Below are 16,082 nucleotides of genomic sequence, written 5' to 3' on the forward strand. Positions count from 1 at the left end.
GCCGAAAGTGAGCTAACTGCCTGTCGCAGCTGGCTTTCTTGGCCGCTCCAGAAAATCGAGGGTTGGGCAGCACTCTCCCGCCGGCACTTGGGCGCACCGCGCTATTTTCTGTTCGAGATCCCTCTCCAGCTGTCGCAGCTCGCGGATTCGTAGACGGACATCGACGAGCTTTCGCTCGGTCAGCTGACGGGTCTGCTCGCAAGAACGTTCGCCTGTGATCTCTAGCAGGCCAGCGATCTCGTCGAGGCTGAATCCCATCATCTGAGCGCGCCGGATGAACTGAAGCCGATTGACATCGTTTTCGTCGTAACGACGCACGCCTCCTATGGGTCGCTCGGGTTGACGCAGCAGCCTACGTCGCTGGTAGTAGCGCACGGTTTCGACGTGCACATCGGCCGCCGCCGCCAGCCGGCTGATCGTAAACGTGTTCGGACGCACGGCTTGACTCCGTACCTAGGTACAGAGGCTAGTATGCTCTGATGCAAACAACCCCGGCCAAATCGTCTGTTCCAGCCATCGTTGGCGCGAGCATCGCCGCCATTGGCGCATCGGTCTGCTGCGTCGTGCCGCTGGTGCTGGTCCTGCTGGGCATCAGTGGCGCCTGGATCGGCACCCTGACAGCTCTCGATCCCTTGAGGCCCTGGTTCAGCGCCGCCGCCGTACTGTCCTTGGCCGTGGCGTTTTGGATGCTGTATCGACCGGCGGCACGGTGCGGTGTGGATGGCAGTTGCATCGCCCCGGACGCTCTGCGACGCAGGCGACGTTGGCTCTGGTTGGCGACAGCCCTCATCGTCCTGTTGCTGCTGTTTCCCTATTACATCGTCTGGATTCTGTAGGAGGCGCGATGCACAAGTGGATACTGGCCCTGGTGGCTGCTCTGTCGGTCGGTGCCGCTCTTGCGACGCCCGCAACCGTAGTGATGCTCGATGCTGAGAACATGACCTGTCCCGCCTGCGGCATCACCATCAGGAAGGCGCTGGAGAAGGTGCCGGGCGTGGCCGATGTGAAGGTGGACACCCGGGCTGAAACAGTCACGGTGACGTTCGAATCGAGCCAGACGGATGCAGCCGGAATCGCGCGTGCAGTCACGGAAGCAGGCTTCCCGGCCAAGGTGCGGACTGGCGGTGAGTGACGTCAAGCTGGAAAGCATCTTGACCTGCCCGGAGTGCGGCCATCGGGCGACCGAGACAATGCCCATCACAGCGTGTCAATTCTTCTATGAGTGCACGGGCTGTGGAGCGGTTTTGCGTCCGCATCAAGGCGACTGCTGTGTGTTCTGCTCGTTCGGAACAGTGCCATGTCCACCGATCCAACAGAACAATCCCTGTTGTGGTTGAACCGCGGACTCCGATAATAGTTGGACAGACAGGCTGCGAGATCGACTGTGCCACCCTGGAAAGCGCGCCGCTCAACCAGCGGTGTGCATGCGAAGTGGTCGACATCCTCCGTCTGCACGAGTCGATCCGGGGTGCCTTTCCGGAGTTCACGACTGATCCCGCCGTACACGCGCACTTATTTTCACCCTATGCCTTGTTCGTTGATCGGCCCGCGTTGGAGGCCATGGGACGAGTCGCGGCGGCGGTCTTCGACGTCGCAGGAAACCCGGGATATAGCCAACGGGTCCTGCAATGGGCCCCTGACATTGCAACCCATGATCCGGGTTCGGCGGGGGGGCGTCCTGGGTCTGGACTTTCACCTGACGGTCGATGGCCCGCGGCTGATCGAGGTCAACACCAATCCAGGCGGTCTGCTCCTCAATGCCTTGTTGCTCGATGCCGTGCGGTCTTGCGCGCCGCCAGCATGGGCCACCTGGACCAACGCGGCCCAAGCGCGTGATGCGGCCGTCACGGCCTGGATGGAGGATGCTCGGCAGCAATCCGGGCGCACGCCGTCGCGCCTGGCCATCGTGGACAGCACTCCGCGAGCGCAGTTCCTTTACCCCGAGTTTGAGCTGTACGCGAACGCGTTTCGGGACCATGGCGTGGACTGCGTGATCAGCGCTCCCGAGGATTTGTCGTTTGGTCCGGACGGGCTTGAGGATGCCCACGGTCGAATCGACACTGTCTACAACCGGTTGACCGATTTCGCGCTCGAGGATGCCTCGCATGCAGACATTCGTGAGGCTTACCTGGCAGGGGACGTCGCGCTGATGCCGCATCCCCGAGCACACGCGCTGTTTGCCGACAAGCGCAACCTTGCGTTGCTCGGGGACCCGGCCCTGCTCGGCGGGTTCGGGGTCGATGCGGGTTCGACGGCACTGCTGGTCCAGGTGATCCCGCCCACGGTCGAACTCGTGCGCGCGAACCGGGATGCGTTGTGGGCAGTGCGCAACGGATATTTCTTCAAGCCTGCAGCAGGGTTTGGCAGCCGTGGGAGTTATCGGGGCGACAAGTTGACCCGGCGGACTTGGGCGTCTATGGCGTCGGCGACCTACATCGCACAGGCCTTCGCGCCACCGAGCATGCGGATCGTGCATGGGGGCCAGTCCCTCAAGGCGGATGTGCGCTGCTTCGCGTCCGAGGCGGGTGTCCTGTTGTTCGCGGCCAGGCTGTACCAGGGCCAGACCACGAACATGCGCACCCCCGGTGGTGGATTCGCAGCGGTGCTCACGTCGTCACGGATCGAGGAGTGATTCCCCACCGGAGCCGACCCTTGGGGCGTGTCGTGGCTACAGCCAGGCGAGTGCCGATTCAGCCAGTTCGCGCTCCTCCTCGATCGCGACGTTCCATATGCTCGGCCCGCCCCCGCGGTCGATCCGCGTGGCTCCAGCATCGTTGACGTCAGGTGCCAGCGCCAGGCCGAGCCAGGCCAGTCGCGCGACGATGCGAGCCCGCAAAACCGGCGCGCGATGGCCGATGCCGCCGGAAAAGACGACATGGTCGAGACCGCTAATTGCCGTGGCCATGGCCGCGATGGACTGCGCAGTCCGGACTGCAAAGAGCTCCACGGCAAGCTGGGCCTGCGGGCCGGGATCCGTCAGCAACACGCGCATGTCGCCATGGCCGGCGATTCCGGTAAGGCCTGCACTGCGGTACAGGCCGTTTTCAAGCGCCTGCGCATCCAGGCGTTCATGCCTCAGCAGATACAGCAACGCGCCGGGATCGAGATCTCCGGAGCGGGTAGGGCTCGGGATTCCACCCAGCGGAGTGAGCGCCATGGTGGTGTCGCGGCTGCGGCCGCCCTCGACGGCGCAGACGCTGCAGCCACCCCCCCCAGATGCGCGAAGACAGCGCGGCCCTTCAGGATTCCAGCGTCGTGGCTGGCCACTATGCGGAGCGCGGAGGCAAAGGCGAGTCCATGGAAACCGTAGCGGCGGATGCCCAGCGCATCCCATGCTTCAGGGACAGGCAAGCGCCGGCTCCGGGGCGCGAGCGACGCGTGGAAGTCGGTGTCGAAGGCCACGCCTTGGCGCGCGTGCGGCCAACGCATGCGCGCGGCACGCGCGAAAGCGAGGGCTACCGGCAGGTGCAAGGGTGCGAACGGCACCAATGCATCCAGTTTCGCGAGCACGGTTTCGTCGAGTTCGCGGGCGTCGTGCAGGTCACCGCCATGTACGATTCGGTGCACCACCACGTCGGGGCTGGGCCACGGCTCCGACAATGCCTCGAGCAGGGTGGCAAGGCGCTCCTGCGCATCCACGCCGACTGGAATTTCGGCCCGGGAGCGCTCGAGCAGACGAGACTGCGCGCCGTGTCCCTCAGTGTTGAACAGATAGGACGCGCCCTTGAGGTTGGACGAGCCAACGTTGAGTGCAAGAAGCCGGCGCGTGGTCACAGGTGTCCCCGAATCATGTTCATGGGGACCGCACCGCCCGGCGCAACAACTGCGCATTGATTGCCACAACGACGGTGCTCAGCGACATGAGCACTGCCCCAAGCGCAGGTTGCAGCAGGATCCCCCATGCGGCGAGAACGCCAGCGGCGAGAGGGATGGCGACGATGTTGTAGCCGGCGGCCCACCACAGGTTCTGGATCATCTTGCGATAGGTGGCCTTGCTCAATTCGATGATCGCTGGCACGTCGCGCGGGTCGCTGCGCACGAGTACGACGTCGCCGGCCTCGACCGCGACGTCCGTCCCTGTGCCGATGGCGATGCCGACGTCGGACGTGAGCAGCGCCGGAGCGTCATTGACACCGTCACCCACCATCGCGACGCGCTTGCCCTGGGCCTGCAGCTCCTCGATCTTTGCCACCTTGTCCTCGGGCAATACCTCGGCGAAGACGGTGTCGATGTTGAGTTCCTTCGCGACCGCGTTTGCGACCGCCGTGGAATCACCCGTCAGCAGGACAACCTCCAGTCCTTCGTCGTGCAGCCGCTTGACCGCGTCGAACGATTCGGGACGGATGGCATCCGCGATCGCAAATACGGCGAGCACCCGGTCGCCTTCCACCAGGTAGGTTGCAGATTGACCATCGGCTGCCGCTGATTCGGCAGCCCGCCGAAGCGTCTCCGGCGGTTCGACCGCGAGCATTCTCAACAGACCCGGCCCGCCAACGTGAAGCGAGCGCCCCTCGACGACTGCGCGCACGCCGCGTCCCGGCATGGACTCGAAGTCCTGCGACATCGGAACGTCGATGCCATGTTCCTTGGCGCTGGTCATCAGCGCCTGCGCGATCGGATGTTCAGCGTCGCGCTGGACCGACGCGGCCACGCGAAGCACCTCGTCGTCGGTGAGTCCATCGGCGGCAGTGGTCTTCACGACGCGGTGCGAACCGAGCGTGAGCGTGCCTGTCTTGTCGAACACGACCGTGTTCAGCAAACGGGCCTCTTCCAGGCCGCGTCGATCGCGCACGAGCAGGCCGTTCCGTGCGCCAATCGTGGTCGAGATGGCGGTCACCAGCGGGATGGCCAAACCCAGCGCATGGGGACAGGCGATCACGAGCACGGTCACTACGCGCTCGATCGTGAAGCTCCACGGTCGACCGAGGAGTGGCCAGACAATGGCGGTAACCGCGGCGGAGACGATGGCGATGATCGTGAGGTAGAACGCCGCCCGGTCCGCCAGGGCCTGGGCGCGCGAGCGCGACGTCTGGGCCTGCTCGACGAGCCGCATGATACCCGCGAGCGCGGTCTCGTCGCCGGTTCCCGTCACCTCGACACGCAACGAGCCCTGTCCGTTGACGGTGCCGGCGATCACCCGGTCGCCCGTCGACTTGTCCATCGGCTTGGACTCGCCGGTGATCATCGCTTCGTTGACGGCGCTGGTCCCTTCCTTCACGACGCCGTCGGCGGGAATGCTCGCGCCGGGCCTGATGAGCAGCAGGTCGCCGCGCTTCAGTTCCGCGACAGGGACTTCCTTCGCGGTACCGGCCTCATCCAACCGCACCGCCATATCAGGCAGCAGCTTCGCGAGTTCCTTGAGAGCGCCCTGTGCCTGGTTGATCGAACGCATCTCGATCCAGTGGCCGAGCAACATGATCGCCACCAGCGTCGCCAGCTCCCACCACAGGTCCAAGCCCTCGACAACGCCGAGCGTGACCAACGCGCTGTAAAGGAAGGCGACGGTGATCGCAAGCGAGATCAGCGTCATCATGCCCGGCAGGCGATTTCTCAGCTCGTGGTATCCGCCGCGGAGGAACGGCGAGCCGCCGTAGAAGTACACGATCGTGCCGAACACCGCCGGGATGTACGCCGACCCCGGGAACTGTGGTGCGGTGTAGTCGAACCAATGCTGGATCATCCCGCTCCAGATCAGAGTGGGGATGGTCAGCAGCAGCGTGAGCCAGAACTTGTCGCGGAAGCTCGCCACGCTGTGGCCGGCATGCTTGTCGTGCCCGGCATGGACGTCACCTTCAGCACCCGTGCGGGGATGCGGCGGTTGCTCGCCGTGCGCCTGATGATCTTGATGATGATGATTGTGTTGCGTCATGGGTCTGCCTTCCTGGATGCACTGATGCGCCGGGCACCAGCGGGGAGATAGATCAGTGTTCTGTTACAAGTGTCCCGATCTGGCGATGGCCATCACCAGCCGCAGTGAGAGCAATCCCGCAGCAGCGAAAGCCACCATAGCCAGGAAAGGCATGTGACCGAACACTTGCGGGCCGTCGGAATGCAGGCTCAACAGCGCACCGCTTACGTACAGGCCCAAGGTGACCAGGGCCAACGCCAGCCGGTTGCCCGTGCGCGCGATTGCCTCCTGCGTGGAACTCAGGCCATGGTGGTGTACGGAGAAGGCGGGTCGTCCGTCGCTCAGTTGCGCCTGCCGCAACAGGTCGGTGGCGATCTGTGGCAGTTGGCGCGCAGTGCGGGCCAGCCGCATGGCAAGCGGCCTGTTGCCGCTGGGGCGGCTGGCTTCGGCAATGTCGGCGATCGCGGCCGCCTGCGCGGACAGCGTCCCCAGCAGGTCCAGATCCGGATCCAGCGCCCGCAGCGTGTTCTCGACCAGGAACAGCGTCCGGATCAGGGACAGCAGGTGGGCCGGAAGCCGGAAGCCAGCGCCCTGCCCAATGCGTGCCACGCGCCAGATTGCCTCGGCAATGGACCACTGCGCCAGCGGACGGCTGGCCATCTCGGCCAGGATCAGGTGGATCTCGCGCACATGCGAGCGGCGGTCGACCTGCGGCGGGAAGAAGCTCATGGCGATCGCTGCATCCAGCACGCCCTCGGCGTCGTCGGCCGCAATGGCCTCGACCATGCCGCCGAGCGCGAGCCGGGATGCAGGGTCGAGCACGCCGATCGAGCCAAAGTCATGCAGGCACAGGCGACCGTCGTCAAAGAAGAACAGATTCCCCGGGTGCGGGTCGGCATGGAAGACGCCGGCGCCGAAGAGCTGATGCACGTAGGCACCGAGCAGCGCCCTTGCCAGTGCGGGAGCGGCCGCTGTGCCGTACGCGGCCTCCAGACGGGTCCCGTGGCTTCGATCCTGCACAAGCACGTTGCGGGTGGCATACGGCTCGACGACGTGCGGCTGGGTGATGCCGGGCAGGGCATCCAGCACCTTGGCCATGCGCCGCATGTTCTGCGCCTCGTGACGCATGTCGATCTCGTCACGCAGGAATGCGCCTAGTTCGTCCACCAGTTCGAGCGGCCGGTGGCGTTTCAGTGGCGGCCAGATCCACTGGGCGACGCGCATCGTGCGCCGCAGGAGCAGCAGATCCGCCTGCACCTGGGCATGGATCCCGGGGCGGGTGATCTTGACGACCACATCGCGACCATCATGCATGCGCGCTGGATGGATCTGGGCCACTGAAGCCGCGGCCAGGGGCTTGTCATCGAAGCTGGCGAAAAGTTCGCCGACCGGCGCGCCAAACGCCTGTTCGACGATACGCATGGCCTCCTCCGCCGGGAAGGGGGGCACATCGCTGTGCAATCGCGACAACGCCTCGCGGTAGGGTGCCGGCAGCAGGTCCCAGCGCAGACTCAAGCCTTGGCCCAGCTTGACGAAGGTGGTGCCCAACCCCACCAGGGTGGTGCTGACGTATGCGGGGAGCAGGTCGGGTGCGCGCCGGCGCAGGCGCAGCACGGCGACTCCGAGCTTCAGTCCGGCCCAGGCAATCTGACCTCCGCGCCGCACTGTACCCGCCATCAGCGCGAGGTCCTGGCCGGGCGACTCACGACGCTGGCCCCGTGGCAGGGCGCAGGATCGTGGCCGGATCGCCGCGGCCATCCACTGCCGCCAGCTCCGCTTCGGACAGCAGGCTGCCACGGGACTGGCCGAGGACGTGCGCAGCCGCGTCGACCACGTGCGCCCAGGTGCTGCGGTTGGCGAACAGCAGGCCCGGCACGTCCAGTGTGCCGCCCCGGTTGACGAAGCCCAGCGCCGCGGTGGTGGTGGGGCCGGTGTCGAGTCGGCGCAGCGCACCGAGGAAGGGCTCCGGACGGGTGTGGGTAACGAATACGCGCGGCCGGCCCACCGGAAACAGCGCTTGGACCGCACTGTCGGAGTGCACGTACCTTGCCTCCTCCGGATCGCGCGGGGCGCGAAATCGGCCGGGTTCGGCGAGATAGACGATCGCGGCCGACATTCCGCGTGCGGCCAGACGCGCCTGTGCGCGGCGCACTTCCTGCATCTGGTACGCGCCGGTGGCCACCAGCAGGATCGCCGCCGTCTCCGGATCGCCGGCGAGGCATGTTGCGCCGGTCTCGGCCAGTGCCTGGGCCTGCTGCGGGGTCAGCTCATGAGGCACCGGACGCTTGGGAACGACCAGTGTGGTGACCGTGCCCCGTTGCGCGTAGGCGCGGGCGAGGGCGGCGGCAGCGCCATTGGCGTCCGGCGGGAACACCACGCGCGAAATGTCGGCCATTTCGCCCATGAGTGCCTCGGCCATGGTCGGATCCTGGTGGGACTGTTCGTTCTTCGCGTTCTCCCACGTGTGCGAGGTCAGCACCAGGGGCACGCCCAGCCAGCCGGGTGGGCGCCCGGCCTGGGCCTGGTGGCGGGCGAAGATCAGTTCCTGACGTACGGCGCCGAGCATCTTCGGTGCAAACGCCTCGTAGGTGACCACCAGGTTTAGCCCGCCCTTGTTGCCGAGCGCCGCGCAGACCACGGCTTCTTCGTTGAGCGCAGTGATGACCGCGCCGGTTGGCGATTCGGCGACGCCGGGCTCGGGCTCGTGCACCCGGTGCTTCATCGCGTCCAGGGTCCGGTCGAGCTTGTTGCTGCGCAGCTCATCGGGATTGCCCACGCGCACCCGCAGTCCCGGATTCGCCTCGGCGATGGCGACGAACTGCTCGTCGAGTGCGGTCATTGGCGAGCTCTCACCGCCGGCGCCGCGGTCGGCGATCGCCGGGACGCGGGGCGGTTCCACCTGGCGATCGGCCAGCGCATGGTCGCGCTCGCGCACCCGCTGCTGGAGATCGTGGCTGTTGAGTGCGGCAACGGCCTGCTCGAGCTCCGACGCGGCCACGAACAGCGCCGCTGCGCCTTCATTGAAGAGCGTGCGCGCCGCGGCATCCTTCGCCGGATTCCCCGGCAGCGGCAAGTTGTGCGAGGCGTTGGTCCCGGCGCCGGGGAAGCCGAAGCCCTTGACGGTTTCGGCGATGCCATAGGGCAGCCGCACGTCGGCGGGAACAGCGGCGCCCGCTTGCAGGCGCGACTCCATCACGTGGATGCCCCACGCGATGCTGGCCGGATCGCGCCCGTCCAGCGCGATCGGATCAAAGCCGTTCAATCGCAGGTGCCGGTCCAGCCACCGCTCGCCGCCCTGCTGGGTGATCTGGCTGCGCTGTTCGATGCGGCGCCCGTTGAGGATGATGATCGGGCTGACCAGTCCGCTGTCCTCGGCGCGCCACCAGCGTGGCGCCCAGTCGCTGCCACGCTGTTCCTCGAACGCACCGTCGCTGAGGAAGGCGACCAGGCGTTCATCCTTGAGCGGCGCATGCACGTACTGCAGCTCGGCAAAGCCGAGATAGCCGCCTTCCATCACGCCCCCGGCGGTGTGCGCATTGACGTGGGAGCCGAGGGGCGACGCCGGCGTTCCGTCCGGATTGAGGGTGTAGGCATAGAAGTCGCTTACGAACCGGCTCAGCCCTTCGCCGGTGCGGTCGTAACGTTCGGCGTGCCGGTCGGTCATGTTGCCAACCAGCACGTTCAGCGCGTCGATGGCGGCCACGCAGTGCCCCTGGCCCATCATCCACGCGCGGGTGACGCCATCCAGGGAATCCATCAGCAGGTAGCCGGCGTAGGCGGGCACCATGTTGAGGGACCCGCCGGTGTGGCCTTCAGGCGTGGTCTTGAAGTCATCGACCTCCAGGGCCGCGCCGTCGGTACGAACGCGCTGGCTGTAGGTCATGTGCGCCACCAGCCACATGCCGGCGCTGGTGACGCGGTCGGCCGCGGCGAGCCGCTGCCATGCGGTGCCGGCATCCGGCGTGCGGCCCAGGGCGACCAGCTCGTGCACCATCTGGCGGACCCGGAGCTGGGTAAGCGGGTCATGTCGGATCACCCCGTAGCCGGCCGCCCAGTGGGCGAACGCGGGATCGGCCTGCCGGTGGGCGTCGGCGAGTTCAAGGATCCGCTGGCGCTCGGCGGCCGACAGCTGGTCGGCGGTGCAGCAGTTGAGATGCAGGTTCATGGGTCCTCCGGGGAATCGGTCGAAGCGGTCATCAGGGTCGATGCCGCGGCGGCGAGGTCCGCACCCAGCGCGATGGCGTTGGAGGGGTGGGAAATGGTGTCAGTGCTGACGATGCGGGCCAGGCCCGCCTCCTGCAGGCGGGCATAGGCGTCGCCTGCGAACACCGGATGGATGGCGACCAGCAACGGCGACGGCAACGACAACCGGCGCAGGTGTGCGAGGGTCTCCAGGATCGTGTGGCCGGACGACACGATGTCGTCGATCAGCACCGGAGTCCGACCAGCCACGGCTGCCGGGTCGGGCAGGCTGACGCGCACGTCGTAGTCGCCGTGCCGCTCCTTGGCCAGCACCTGGTAGGGCATGCCGGACAGGGCGGCGATGTCCGCTACCCACTGCTCGCTCTCGCTGTCAGGGCCGATCAGCACAGCGTCGGGGACGGTCTCAGCGATCCAGCGGGCCACGGCCGGCGTCGCCGATACGTGGACCGTCGGAATGCGGTAGAGCGACTGCAGGCGCTCGACGCGGTGCAGGTGCGGGTCCACGGTCACCAGCCAGTCGAAAGCCTCTTCGAGGAATTGCGCAAACAGCGGTGTACTGACCGCCTCGCCGCGATGGAAGCGGGTGTCCTGGCGCATATACCCCAGGTAGGGTGCGATGAGGCCGACCGAACGAGCCCCGAACTCGCGCGCGGTCCGGGCGGCGAAGCGCAACGGGAGGGCCGTGGCATCGGCGTTGCGCAGGCTGGCCAGGAGCGCCACATCGGCTCCGGCCAGTGCGTCGTCCAGGGTGACCAGCGACTCGCCATCTGGGAAGTGCCGCCAAGCCACGGGTGCAATGCGCGCCTGCAGGGGCTGGTTGATGGTGCCGGCCAACACTGCATCGGCCGGGAAGGGCATCAGCACACGGGTCATGGAACCTCTCCAAGCACAAAGGGTTGCAGCGTCGCGGCGTGCTCCAGGGCGTAGGCCAGTTCTCCCGGCGACTCCGCATGCAGGGTCATCATGGGCTGTCCGCGCTCGACCGTATCGCCGATCCGCAGACCGGTTTCGAGGCCGGCGGTGGGGGATGTCGGGGCGCCGGCCAGCTTGGCCAGTTTGGCCAGCCTGCGGTTGTCGATCGCCGCGATGCGGCCCGATGCAGGCGCCGGGACGTCGGCGGTGAACGCCGCCCGTGGCGGTTCGCGGAAGCCTCCCTGGGCCTCGCAGATCGCCAGGAACTTGGCCAGCGCCGCCCCGGAATCCAGCACGCCGCGCGCGCGCTCCAGTCCGGTGCCGGCGTTGCTGCCCGGTGCCATGTCCAGCAGCGCCGCGGACAGCGCAAGTGCGCGTTCGCGAAGGTCGGCGGGTGCATCGGCTGCGTTGCGCAGCACCTTGAGCACATCGTGCGCCTCGAGCGCCGGACCGATTCCCCGCCCCACCGGCTGGCTGCCGTCGGAGCGATGGATGCCCAACTGCAATCCCAGCGCGCCCGCGGTGTGGGCAAGCCGCGTGCCGAGGCTGTGGGCCGCGGCCTCACCTCGCACCTTGGCCGTCGGACCCACCGGCATGTCGATCAGGACGTGGGTGGAGCCCGCGGCTATCTTCTTCGACAGCACGCTGGCCACCAGTTGACCGTCGCTGTCGAAATCCAGCGGGCGCTGCACCCGGATCAGGATGTCGTCGGCCGGACTCAGGCGCACGTTGCCACCCCAGACGATGCAGCCGCCCTCGCGCTCCACCACCCGGCGCATCGCCGCCAGATCGAGCGCCACCGGCGCCATGACCTCCATGGTGTCGGCGGTGCCCGCGGGCGACGTGATCGCGCGCGAGGACGTCTTCGGGATGCGGTAGCCCAGCGCAGCCACGATGGCCACCACGATCGGCGTGGTGCGATTGCCGGGCAGGCCGCCGACGCAATGCTTGTCCAGCACCGGCCCATCGCCCCAATCCAGGCGCTGGCCAACGGCGATCATGGCCCGTGTCAGCGAGGTCGTCTCGGCGTTGTCGAGGCGGTCGCCCGCGCTGGCCGTGACGAAAGCGGCAAGCTCCAGGTCCGACAGCCTGCTTTCCATCACGTCCTGCACCAGGGCGAGGTACTGCGCGTCGTCCAGCCGTGCCCCGAACACCTTGGCGCGGAGCGCGCCTGCCGACGACGCGGGTTCCGCATGCCGCACCCGGGCGAGGGCATCGCGCATGGGATCGAGGAGCGTCCACGCGGCCTCCGACAGCGCCACCTCGTCGAGGCCGAGCCGATCGTCGACGACCACGTTCAGCGTCGCCACCAGCGTGCGCGCGCCGACGTCCAGCCTCACGCGCGTCATCGCGGCAAAGCCTTCCGAGCGGCAGACTTCGCAGTCACGGTGCATATAGACCACCGGCTGCTGGTAGGTGTCGATGCCGGCACGGGTGACGCGCAGGCGGGTGTGGCCCGGGGCCTGCGTGGTCATCTCGCATCCTCCAATCCGACTTGCTCCAGGTGCTCCGGCACGCGCGCACGCCAGCCCAGTTCACGCTGCACGCGCGCGCGCAGTGTGTCGGCTGCATCGGGCTCGCCATGGGTGAGGTACACCACGCGCGGCGCGGACGGCGCGGTGCGCATCCAGTCCAGCAACTCCCCGGCGTCGGCGTGGCCGGAGAAGCCTTCCAGCTGCACCACTTCAGCGCGGATGGGGACCTCGCGGCCGAACATGCGCAACGTGCGCTTGCCTGCCGCCAGCGCGGCACCGCGTGTTCCTCCGGCCTGGTAGCCCGCGAGCAGGATCGCGTTGCGGTCATCGGGGCCGAACGCCTCGATGTGGTGCAACACGCGCCCGCCGGTGATCATGCCGCTGGCCGAGATGATGATCATCGGCCCGCGCTGGCGGTTGAGCGCCTTCGACTCTTCTACAGTGTTGACGAAGGTGGCCACGTCGAACATCCGCTGGCAGTCCTCTTCGGACACGTGGTGCTCGGAATGGTGGGCGTGGTAGTGCCGGGTCGCGTTGATTGCCATCGGGCTGTTGAGGTAGACCGGCACGCGAGGGATGTCCTTGCGCTCGCGCAACCGGGCGATATGCAGCATGAGCGCCTGGGCGCGACCGATGGCAAAGGCCGGAATGACGATTACGCCCCCACGGGCAGCGACGCGGCGGATGATGGGGGCCAGCTCCGCCTCCTGGTCGATCGGAACGTGTTCCCGATTGCCATATGTGGATTCGCAGACCAGTACGTCACAGGCGGGCAGGGGCGTTGGCGGGTTCATCAGAGACTCCTGCTGCCGGCCCAGGTCACCACTGAAGTGCAGGCGCTGGCCCTGGACGTCCAGGCTGACGTGGGCAGCGCCCAGGATGTGGCCGGCAGGATGGAAGCGGATCGTGACGCCTGATGCGACCTCGATGTCGCGACCATAGTCATGCCCCTTGAGCTGCTTCAGGCTGCGGCGGGCGTCATCCTCGGTATAAAGCGGTCGTGGTTCCTTGTGCTTGGAGTACCCTTTGCGCGCTGCATACTTAGCATCCTCTTCCTGCAGGTATCCACTGTCGGGAAGCAGCAGGCCGCACAGGGCCACGCTGCCATGGGTGCAGTGGATCCGGCCGCGGAACCCTTGTTTGACCAGTGCGGGCAAGTAGCCCGAATGGTCCAGGTGGGCGTGGGTCAGGACTACCGCGTCGATCGATGACGGCTCGACGGGAAACGGAGCCCAGTTGCGGTCGCGCAATTGCTTGTAGCCCTGGAACAGGCCGCAGTCCACGAGCACGCGCTGACCGTTGGCCTCAACCAGGTAGCGCGAGCCAGTCACAGTGCCCGCGGCACCGAGGAATTGCAGGGTGGGGCTGGAAGACGATGTCATGTTGTGGCTCCTGTCCTGGAAGGGAAGTGATTGCTGATGGCATGGCGAGGGCCGAGGCGCATCTGCATCGCCTGCGCGCTTGTCAGGGGCGGATCAGCTCCACTGTGTCGTTGACCTTGGGGCTGCCGGAGATCACTTCAGCCTCCGCGTAGTGGCTGTCGAACAGTTCGGCGATCCGTACTTGACCGATGTTCTCGCGGCGATAGCGTGGACCGCCGGCCCGCGAATGCCGGATACGGCGCTTGTGCCGGATCACATCCAGCACCTGCCCGACCTGGGCGCCGTCGGCCTGCCCGACGCAGACCACGAGCGTCTCGTCCCCCTTCTCCAACACCTGGCCGCGCATCAAGACGTTGTGGCGGAACCCGCCCTCGCTCGCGGATGCGACGCCCGGCAGTGCGAAGGAGAATGCGAGTGCGCCCACCAGCGCCAGTGCGGCGAACCAGCGGTAGGAATTGGTACGTGGGGCTGCGGAACAGGCAACGGGTGTGACCGTATTCATTGAGTGGACTCCTTGGATGGGCCTGAACGGAGACGGAGATCTGCGGCGACAACACGAACGGAGAGACCATGCAGGTGGGCAACTTGAACGGCGGAGCGTTGCCCAGGCAGCTCCTCAACCTGCGTCATCATGCTTCTCCCGGCGATGGCGCGGGGCCGCGCCGGCGTCGCGGGAGGAAGGCCGGGACCTCCTGCATGTAGCGGGCGTAGTCGTCGCCAAAGCGGCTCAGGCAATCTTTCTCCTCACGGCGAGCGAGGCGGGCATAGGCCCACACGAGCACCGGAAAGCTGATGAGTGTGAGCAGCGTCGGCCACTGCAGCAGGAAGCCGGTCAGCACCAGCACGAAGGCAACGTACTGCGGGTGGCGCATGCGCGCATACACGCCCTCACGGGCAAGCCGACCCTCTCGCTGTGCCCGATACAGCACGGGCCAGGCGGTCGACAACAACCAGAACCCTCCGCCGATAAACACGAAACTCGCGATGTGGAATGGACCGAAATGCGGATTGGCGCGCCAGCCGAACCACATCTCCAGCAAATGGCCCGCGTCATGGCTGAGCCAGTTCACCTGCGGATAGTTAGCGCTGAGCCAGCCGCCCAGGACGTACAGTGTCAGCGGGAAGCCATACATTTCCGCGAACAGCGCCACGACGAAGGCGGAGAACATCCCGAACCCCCGCCAGTCCCACCGCGTCAACGGCTTGTAGAAGCTCCAGGCGAAGAAGATGAAGAAGGCGGCGTTGATGGCGGCGAGGAGCCAAAGACCGTAGCCAGCGTCAGATGCGTGCATGTCATTGCCCTCCGTTCGAGGTGTCGGACGTTTCGTCGGTCAGCGCCCGCTTGCTGCCGCCAAGGCCCCCATTGGATGAGTCGTCGGCATTGCCGCCTTGTCCATGTCCGCCATGTCCGCCATGTCCTTTGTGCATGAACACATGCATGAGGGGGCACAGCAGCAGGATGGCCAATGGCAACCAGCGGAGTGCTCCAGCAAGGTGGGCGCGATGCTCGACGCCAAGATAGAAGACGGCGAGCGCAAGGAAAATCCAGAAGACCCAACGTCCGGACCCCGACGTGGTTGGAGAGCGGGGGGCAGTCATGGCAAATCCTGAGTGAGGCGTCCGAGAAGGCGTCGCGGGGTGGACCTGACGAACTTGCCGCCTTCTGTCGCGGCAACGGCTTCGATCAATGCGCAGACGTCATTGCCAGTCGGAATGGAGTCCGGCAGCGCGGCCCAAGCGTGGATGGCACGCTCCATCCGTTGGTGCATGGCGAGGAGCCTGTCCAGTTGCTGGCGGGTGTCGTCGAGCCTGCGCCGGATGATGTCCCGCACGAGCGGGCAGGGACTATGTCGCTGCAGGCTGTGGCGGATGATTTCCTCGATTTCGGCCAGCGTGAAACCAAGCTGCTGTGCCGTACGAATGAAGTGCAGGCGCTGGAGCTCCGAAGCCGCGAAGAGCTGATACCCGCCCTCGGTATGCGTGGCCGCCTGCAGCAGGCCGCGCCGCAGATAGTTGCGCACCACATGCACCGTGACGTCGCCCTGCTGTGCCAGCTGGCGTACCGTCATCAGCGGCGGCGCTGCTTCGTCTTTGCCCATCATTGGCGCGCTCCAGGAAAGATGGTGATCACGCTAGACCTGTGTCCCGCACACAGGTCAAGCTCGGCTGACACGCCTCCATCCACACCAAGGCATCGAGTGCTCCCGCAGCGATAATCTTGGGTCAACGCACACGCGGACCGCCTTTGCCCTGGCGCGTTGA

General features: G+C 66.7%; 17 protein-coding genes. 4 read left to right on the top strand and 13 right to left on the bottom strand.

The window, feature by feature from the left end; all coding sequences use genetic code 11:
* Window positions 1–12: 12 nt before the first annotated feature.
* On the bottom strand, window positions 13–438 hold the full coding sequence (locus tag WCD84_RS02555) for a MerR family transcriptional regulator (protein WP_043766636.1): 426 nt from the start codon (window positions 436–438) through the stop codon (window positions 13–15).
* Window positions 439–479: 41 nt separating this feature from the next.
* Between WCD84_RS02555 and WCD84_RS02560 the strand changes: the two genes are divergently transcribed.
* The 4 genes from WCD84_RS02560 (at window position 480) to WCD84_RS02575 (ending at window position 2,632) form a co-directional block, all read left to right on the top strand.
* The gene (locus tag WCD84_RS02560; protein WP_017355168.1) at window positions 480–836 is read left to right on the top strand and encodes a mercuric transporter MerT family protein; all 357 of its coding nucleotides are present in this window, start codon (window positions 480–482) and stop codon (window positions 834–836) included.
* A gap of 8 nt (window positions 837–844) precedes the next feature.
* On the top strand, window positions 845–1,132 hold the full coding sequence (locus WCD84_RS02565) for a heavy-metal-associated domain-containing protein (protein WP_017355169.1): 288 nt from the start codon (window positions 845–847) through the stop codon (window positions 1,130–1,132).
* The gene (locus tag WCD84_RS02570; RefSeq protein ID WP_080354540.1) at window positions 1,125–1,337 is read left to right on the top strand and encodes a GDCCVxC domain-containing (seleno)protein; all 213 of its coding nucleotides are present in this window, start codon (window positions 1,125–1,127) and stop codon (window positions 1,335–1,337) included. The genes WCD84_RS02565 and WCD84_RS02570 overlap by 8 nt, the downstream gene beginning before the upstream one ends.
* Window positions 1,338–1,651: 314 nt before the next feature.
* Window positions 1,652–2,632 (top strand): hypothetical protein, encoded by a 981-nt coding sequence (locus tag WCD84_RS02575; protein WP_343280312.1) that lies wholly within the window; start codon window positions 1,652–1,654, stop codon window positions 2,630–2,632.
* Window positions 2,633–2,668: 36 nt separating this feature from the next.
* Here WCD84_RS02575 and WCD84_RS02580 read toward each other — a convergent pair whose 3' ends face one another.
* The 12 genes from WCD84_RS02580 to WCD84_RS02635 form a co-directional block, all read right to left on the bottom strand.
* Window positions 2,669–3,157 carry a hypothetical protein gene (locus WCD84_RS02580; protein ID WP_343280313.1) on the bottom strand — a complete coding sequence of 163 codons (489 nt, stop codon included), beginning with the start codon at window positions 3,155–3,157 and terminating at the stop codon, window positions 2,669–2,671.
* Window positions 3,076–3,774 carry a hypothetical protein gene (locus WCD84_RS02585; RefSeq protein WP_343280314.1) on the bottom strand — a complete coding sequence of 233 codons (699 nt, stop codon included), beginning with the start codon at window positions 3,772–3,774 and terminating at the stop codon, window positions 3,076–3,078. The genes WCD84_RS02580 and WCD84_RS02585 overlap by 82 nt, the downstream gene beginning before the upstream one ends.
* A 19-nt stretch (window positions 3,775–3,793) precedes the next feature.
* A complete protein-coding gene (locus WCD84_RS02590) occupies window positions 3,794–5,869 on the bottom strand; it encodes a heavy metal translocating P-type ATPase (RefSeq protein WP_343280315.1) in 2,076 nt (691 codons plus the stop codon).
* A 63-nt stretch (window positions 5,870–5,932) separates the two neighbouring features.
* Window positions 5,933–7,462, bottom strand: a complete 1,530-nt coding sequence (locus WCD84_RS02595; protein WP_343280316.1) for an ABC1 kinase family protein — start codon at window positions 7,460–7,462, stop codon at window positions 5,933–5,935.
* Between the two features lie 88 nt (window positions 7,463–7,550).
* The gene (locus WCD84_RS02600) at window positions 7,551–10,013 is read right to left on the bottom strand and encodes a phosphoketolase family protein (RefSeq protein WP_343280317.1); all 2,463 of its coding nucleotides are present in this window, start codon (window positions 10,011–10,013) and stop codon (window positions 7,551–7,553) included.
* Complete coding sequence (locus tag WCD84_RS02605; RefSeq protein WP_343280318.1) at window positions 10,010–10,924, bottom strand: ribose-phosphate diphosphokinase; 915 nt, start codon at window positions 10,922–10,924, stop codon at window positions 10,010–10,012. The genes WCD84_RS02600 and WCD84_RS02605 overlap by 4 nt, the downstream gene beginning before the upstream one ends.
* Window positions 10,921–12,438, bottom strand: coding sequence for a thymidine phosphorylase family protein (locus WCD84_RS02610; protein WP_343280319.1), 1,518 nt, complete (start codon window positions 12,436–12,438; stop codon window positions 10,921–10,923). Before WCD84_RS02610 ends, WCD84_RS02605 begins: the two co-directional genes overlap by 4 nt.
* Window positions 12,435–13,820 carry an MBL fold metallo-hydrolase RNA specificity domain-containing protein gene (locus tag WCD84_RS02615; RefSeq protein ID WP_092410651.1) on the bottom strand — a complete coding sequence of 462 codons (1,386 nt, stop codon included), beginning with the start codon at window positions 13,818–13,820 and terminating at the stop codon, window positions 12,435–12,437. Before WCD84_RS02615 ends, WCD84_RS02610 begins: the two co-directional genes overlap by 4 nt.
* Before the next feature lie 82 nt (window positions 13,821–13,902).
* Window positions 13,903–14,322: a hypothetical protein gene (locus WCD84_RS02620; RefSeq protein ID WP_092410649.1), complete on the bottom strand. Its 420-nt coding sequence runs from the start codon at window positions 14,320–14,322 to the stop codon at window positions 13,903–13,905.
* Window positions 14,323–14,449: 127 nt separating this feature from the next.
* A complete protein-coding gene (locus tag WCD84_RS02625; protein WP_339399327.1) occupies window positions 14,450–15,112 on the bottom strand; it encodes a methyltransferase family protein in 663 nt (220 codons plus the stop codon).
* A gap of 1 nt (window position 15,113) precedes the next feature.
* A complete protein-coding gene (locus WCD84_RS02630) occupies window positions 15,114–15,419 on the bottom strand; it encodes a DUF2933 domain-containing protein (RefSeq protein WP_343280320.1) in 306 nt (101 codons plus the stop codon).
* Window positions 15,416–15,922 carry a MerR family DNA-binding protein gene (locus WCD84_RS02635; protein ID WP_343280321.1) on the bottom strand — a complete coding sequence of 169 codons (507 nt, stop codon included), beginning with the start codon at window positions 15,920–15,922 and terminating at the stop codon, window positions 15,416–15,418. Before WCD84_RS02635 ends, WCD84_RS02630 begins: the two co-directional genes overlap by 4 nt.
* Window positions 15,923–16,082 lie beyond the last annotated feature (160 nt).

The organism is Luteimonas changyuni, assembly GCF_039548395.1.
Lineage (GTDB): Bacteria > Pseudomonadota > Gammaproteobacteria > Xanthomonadales > Xanthomonadaceae > Luteimonas.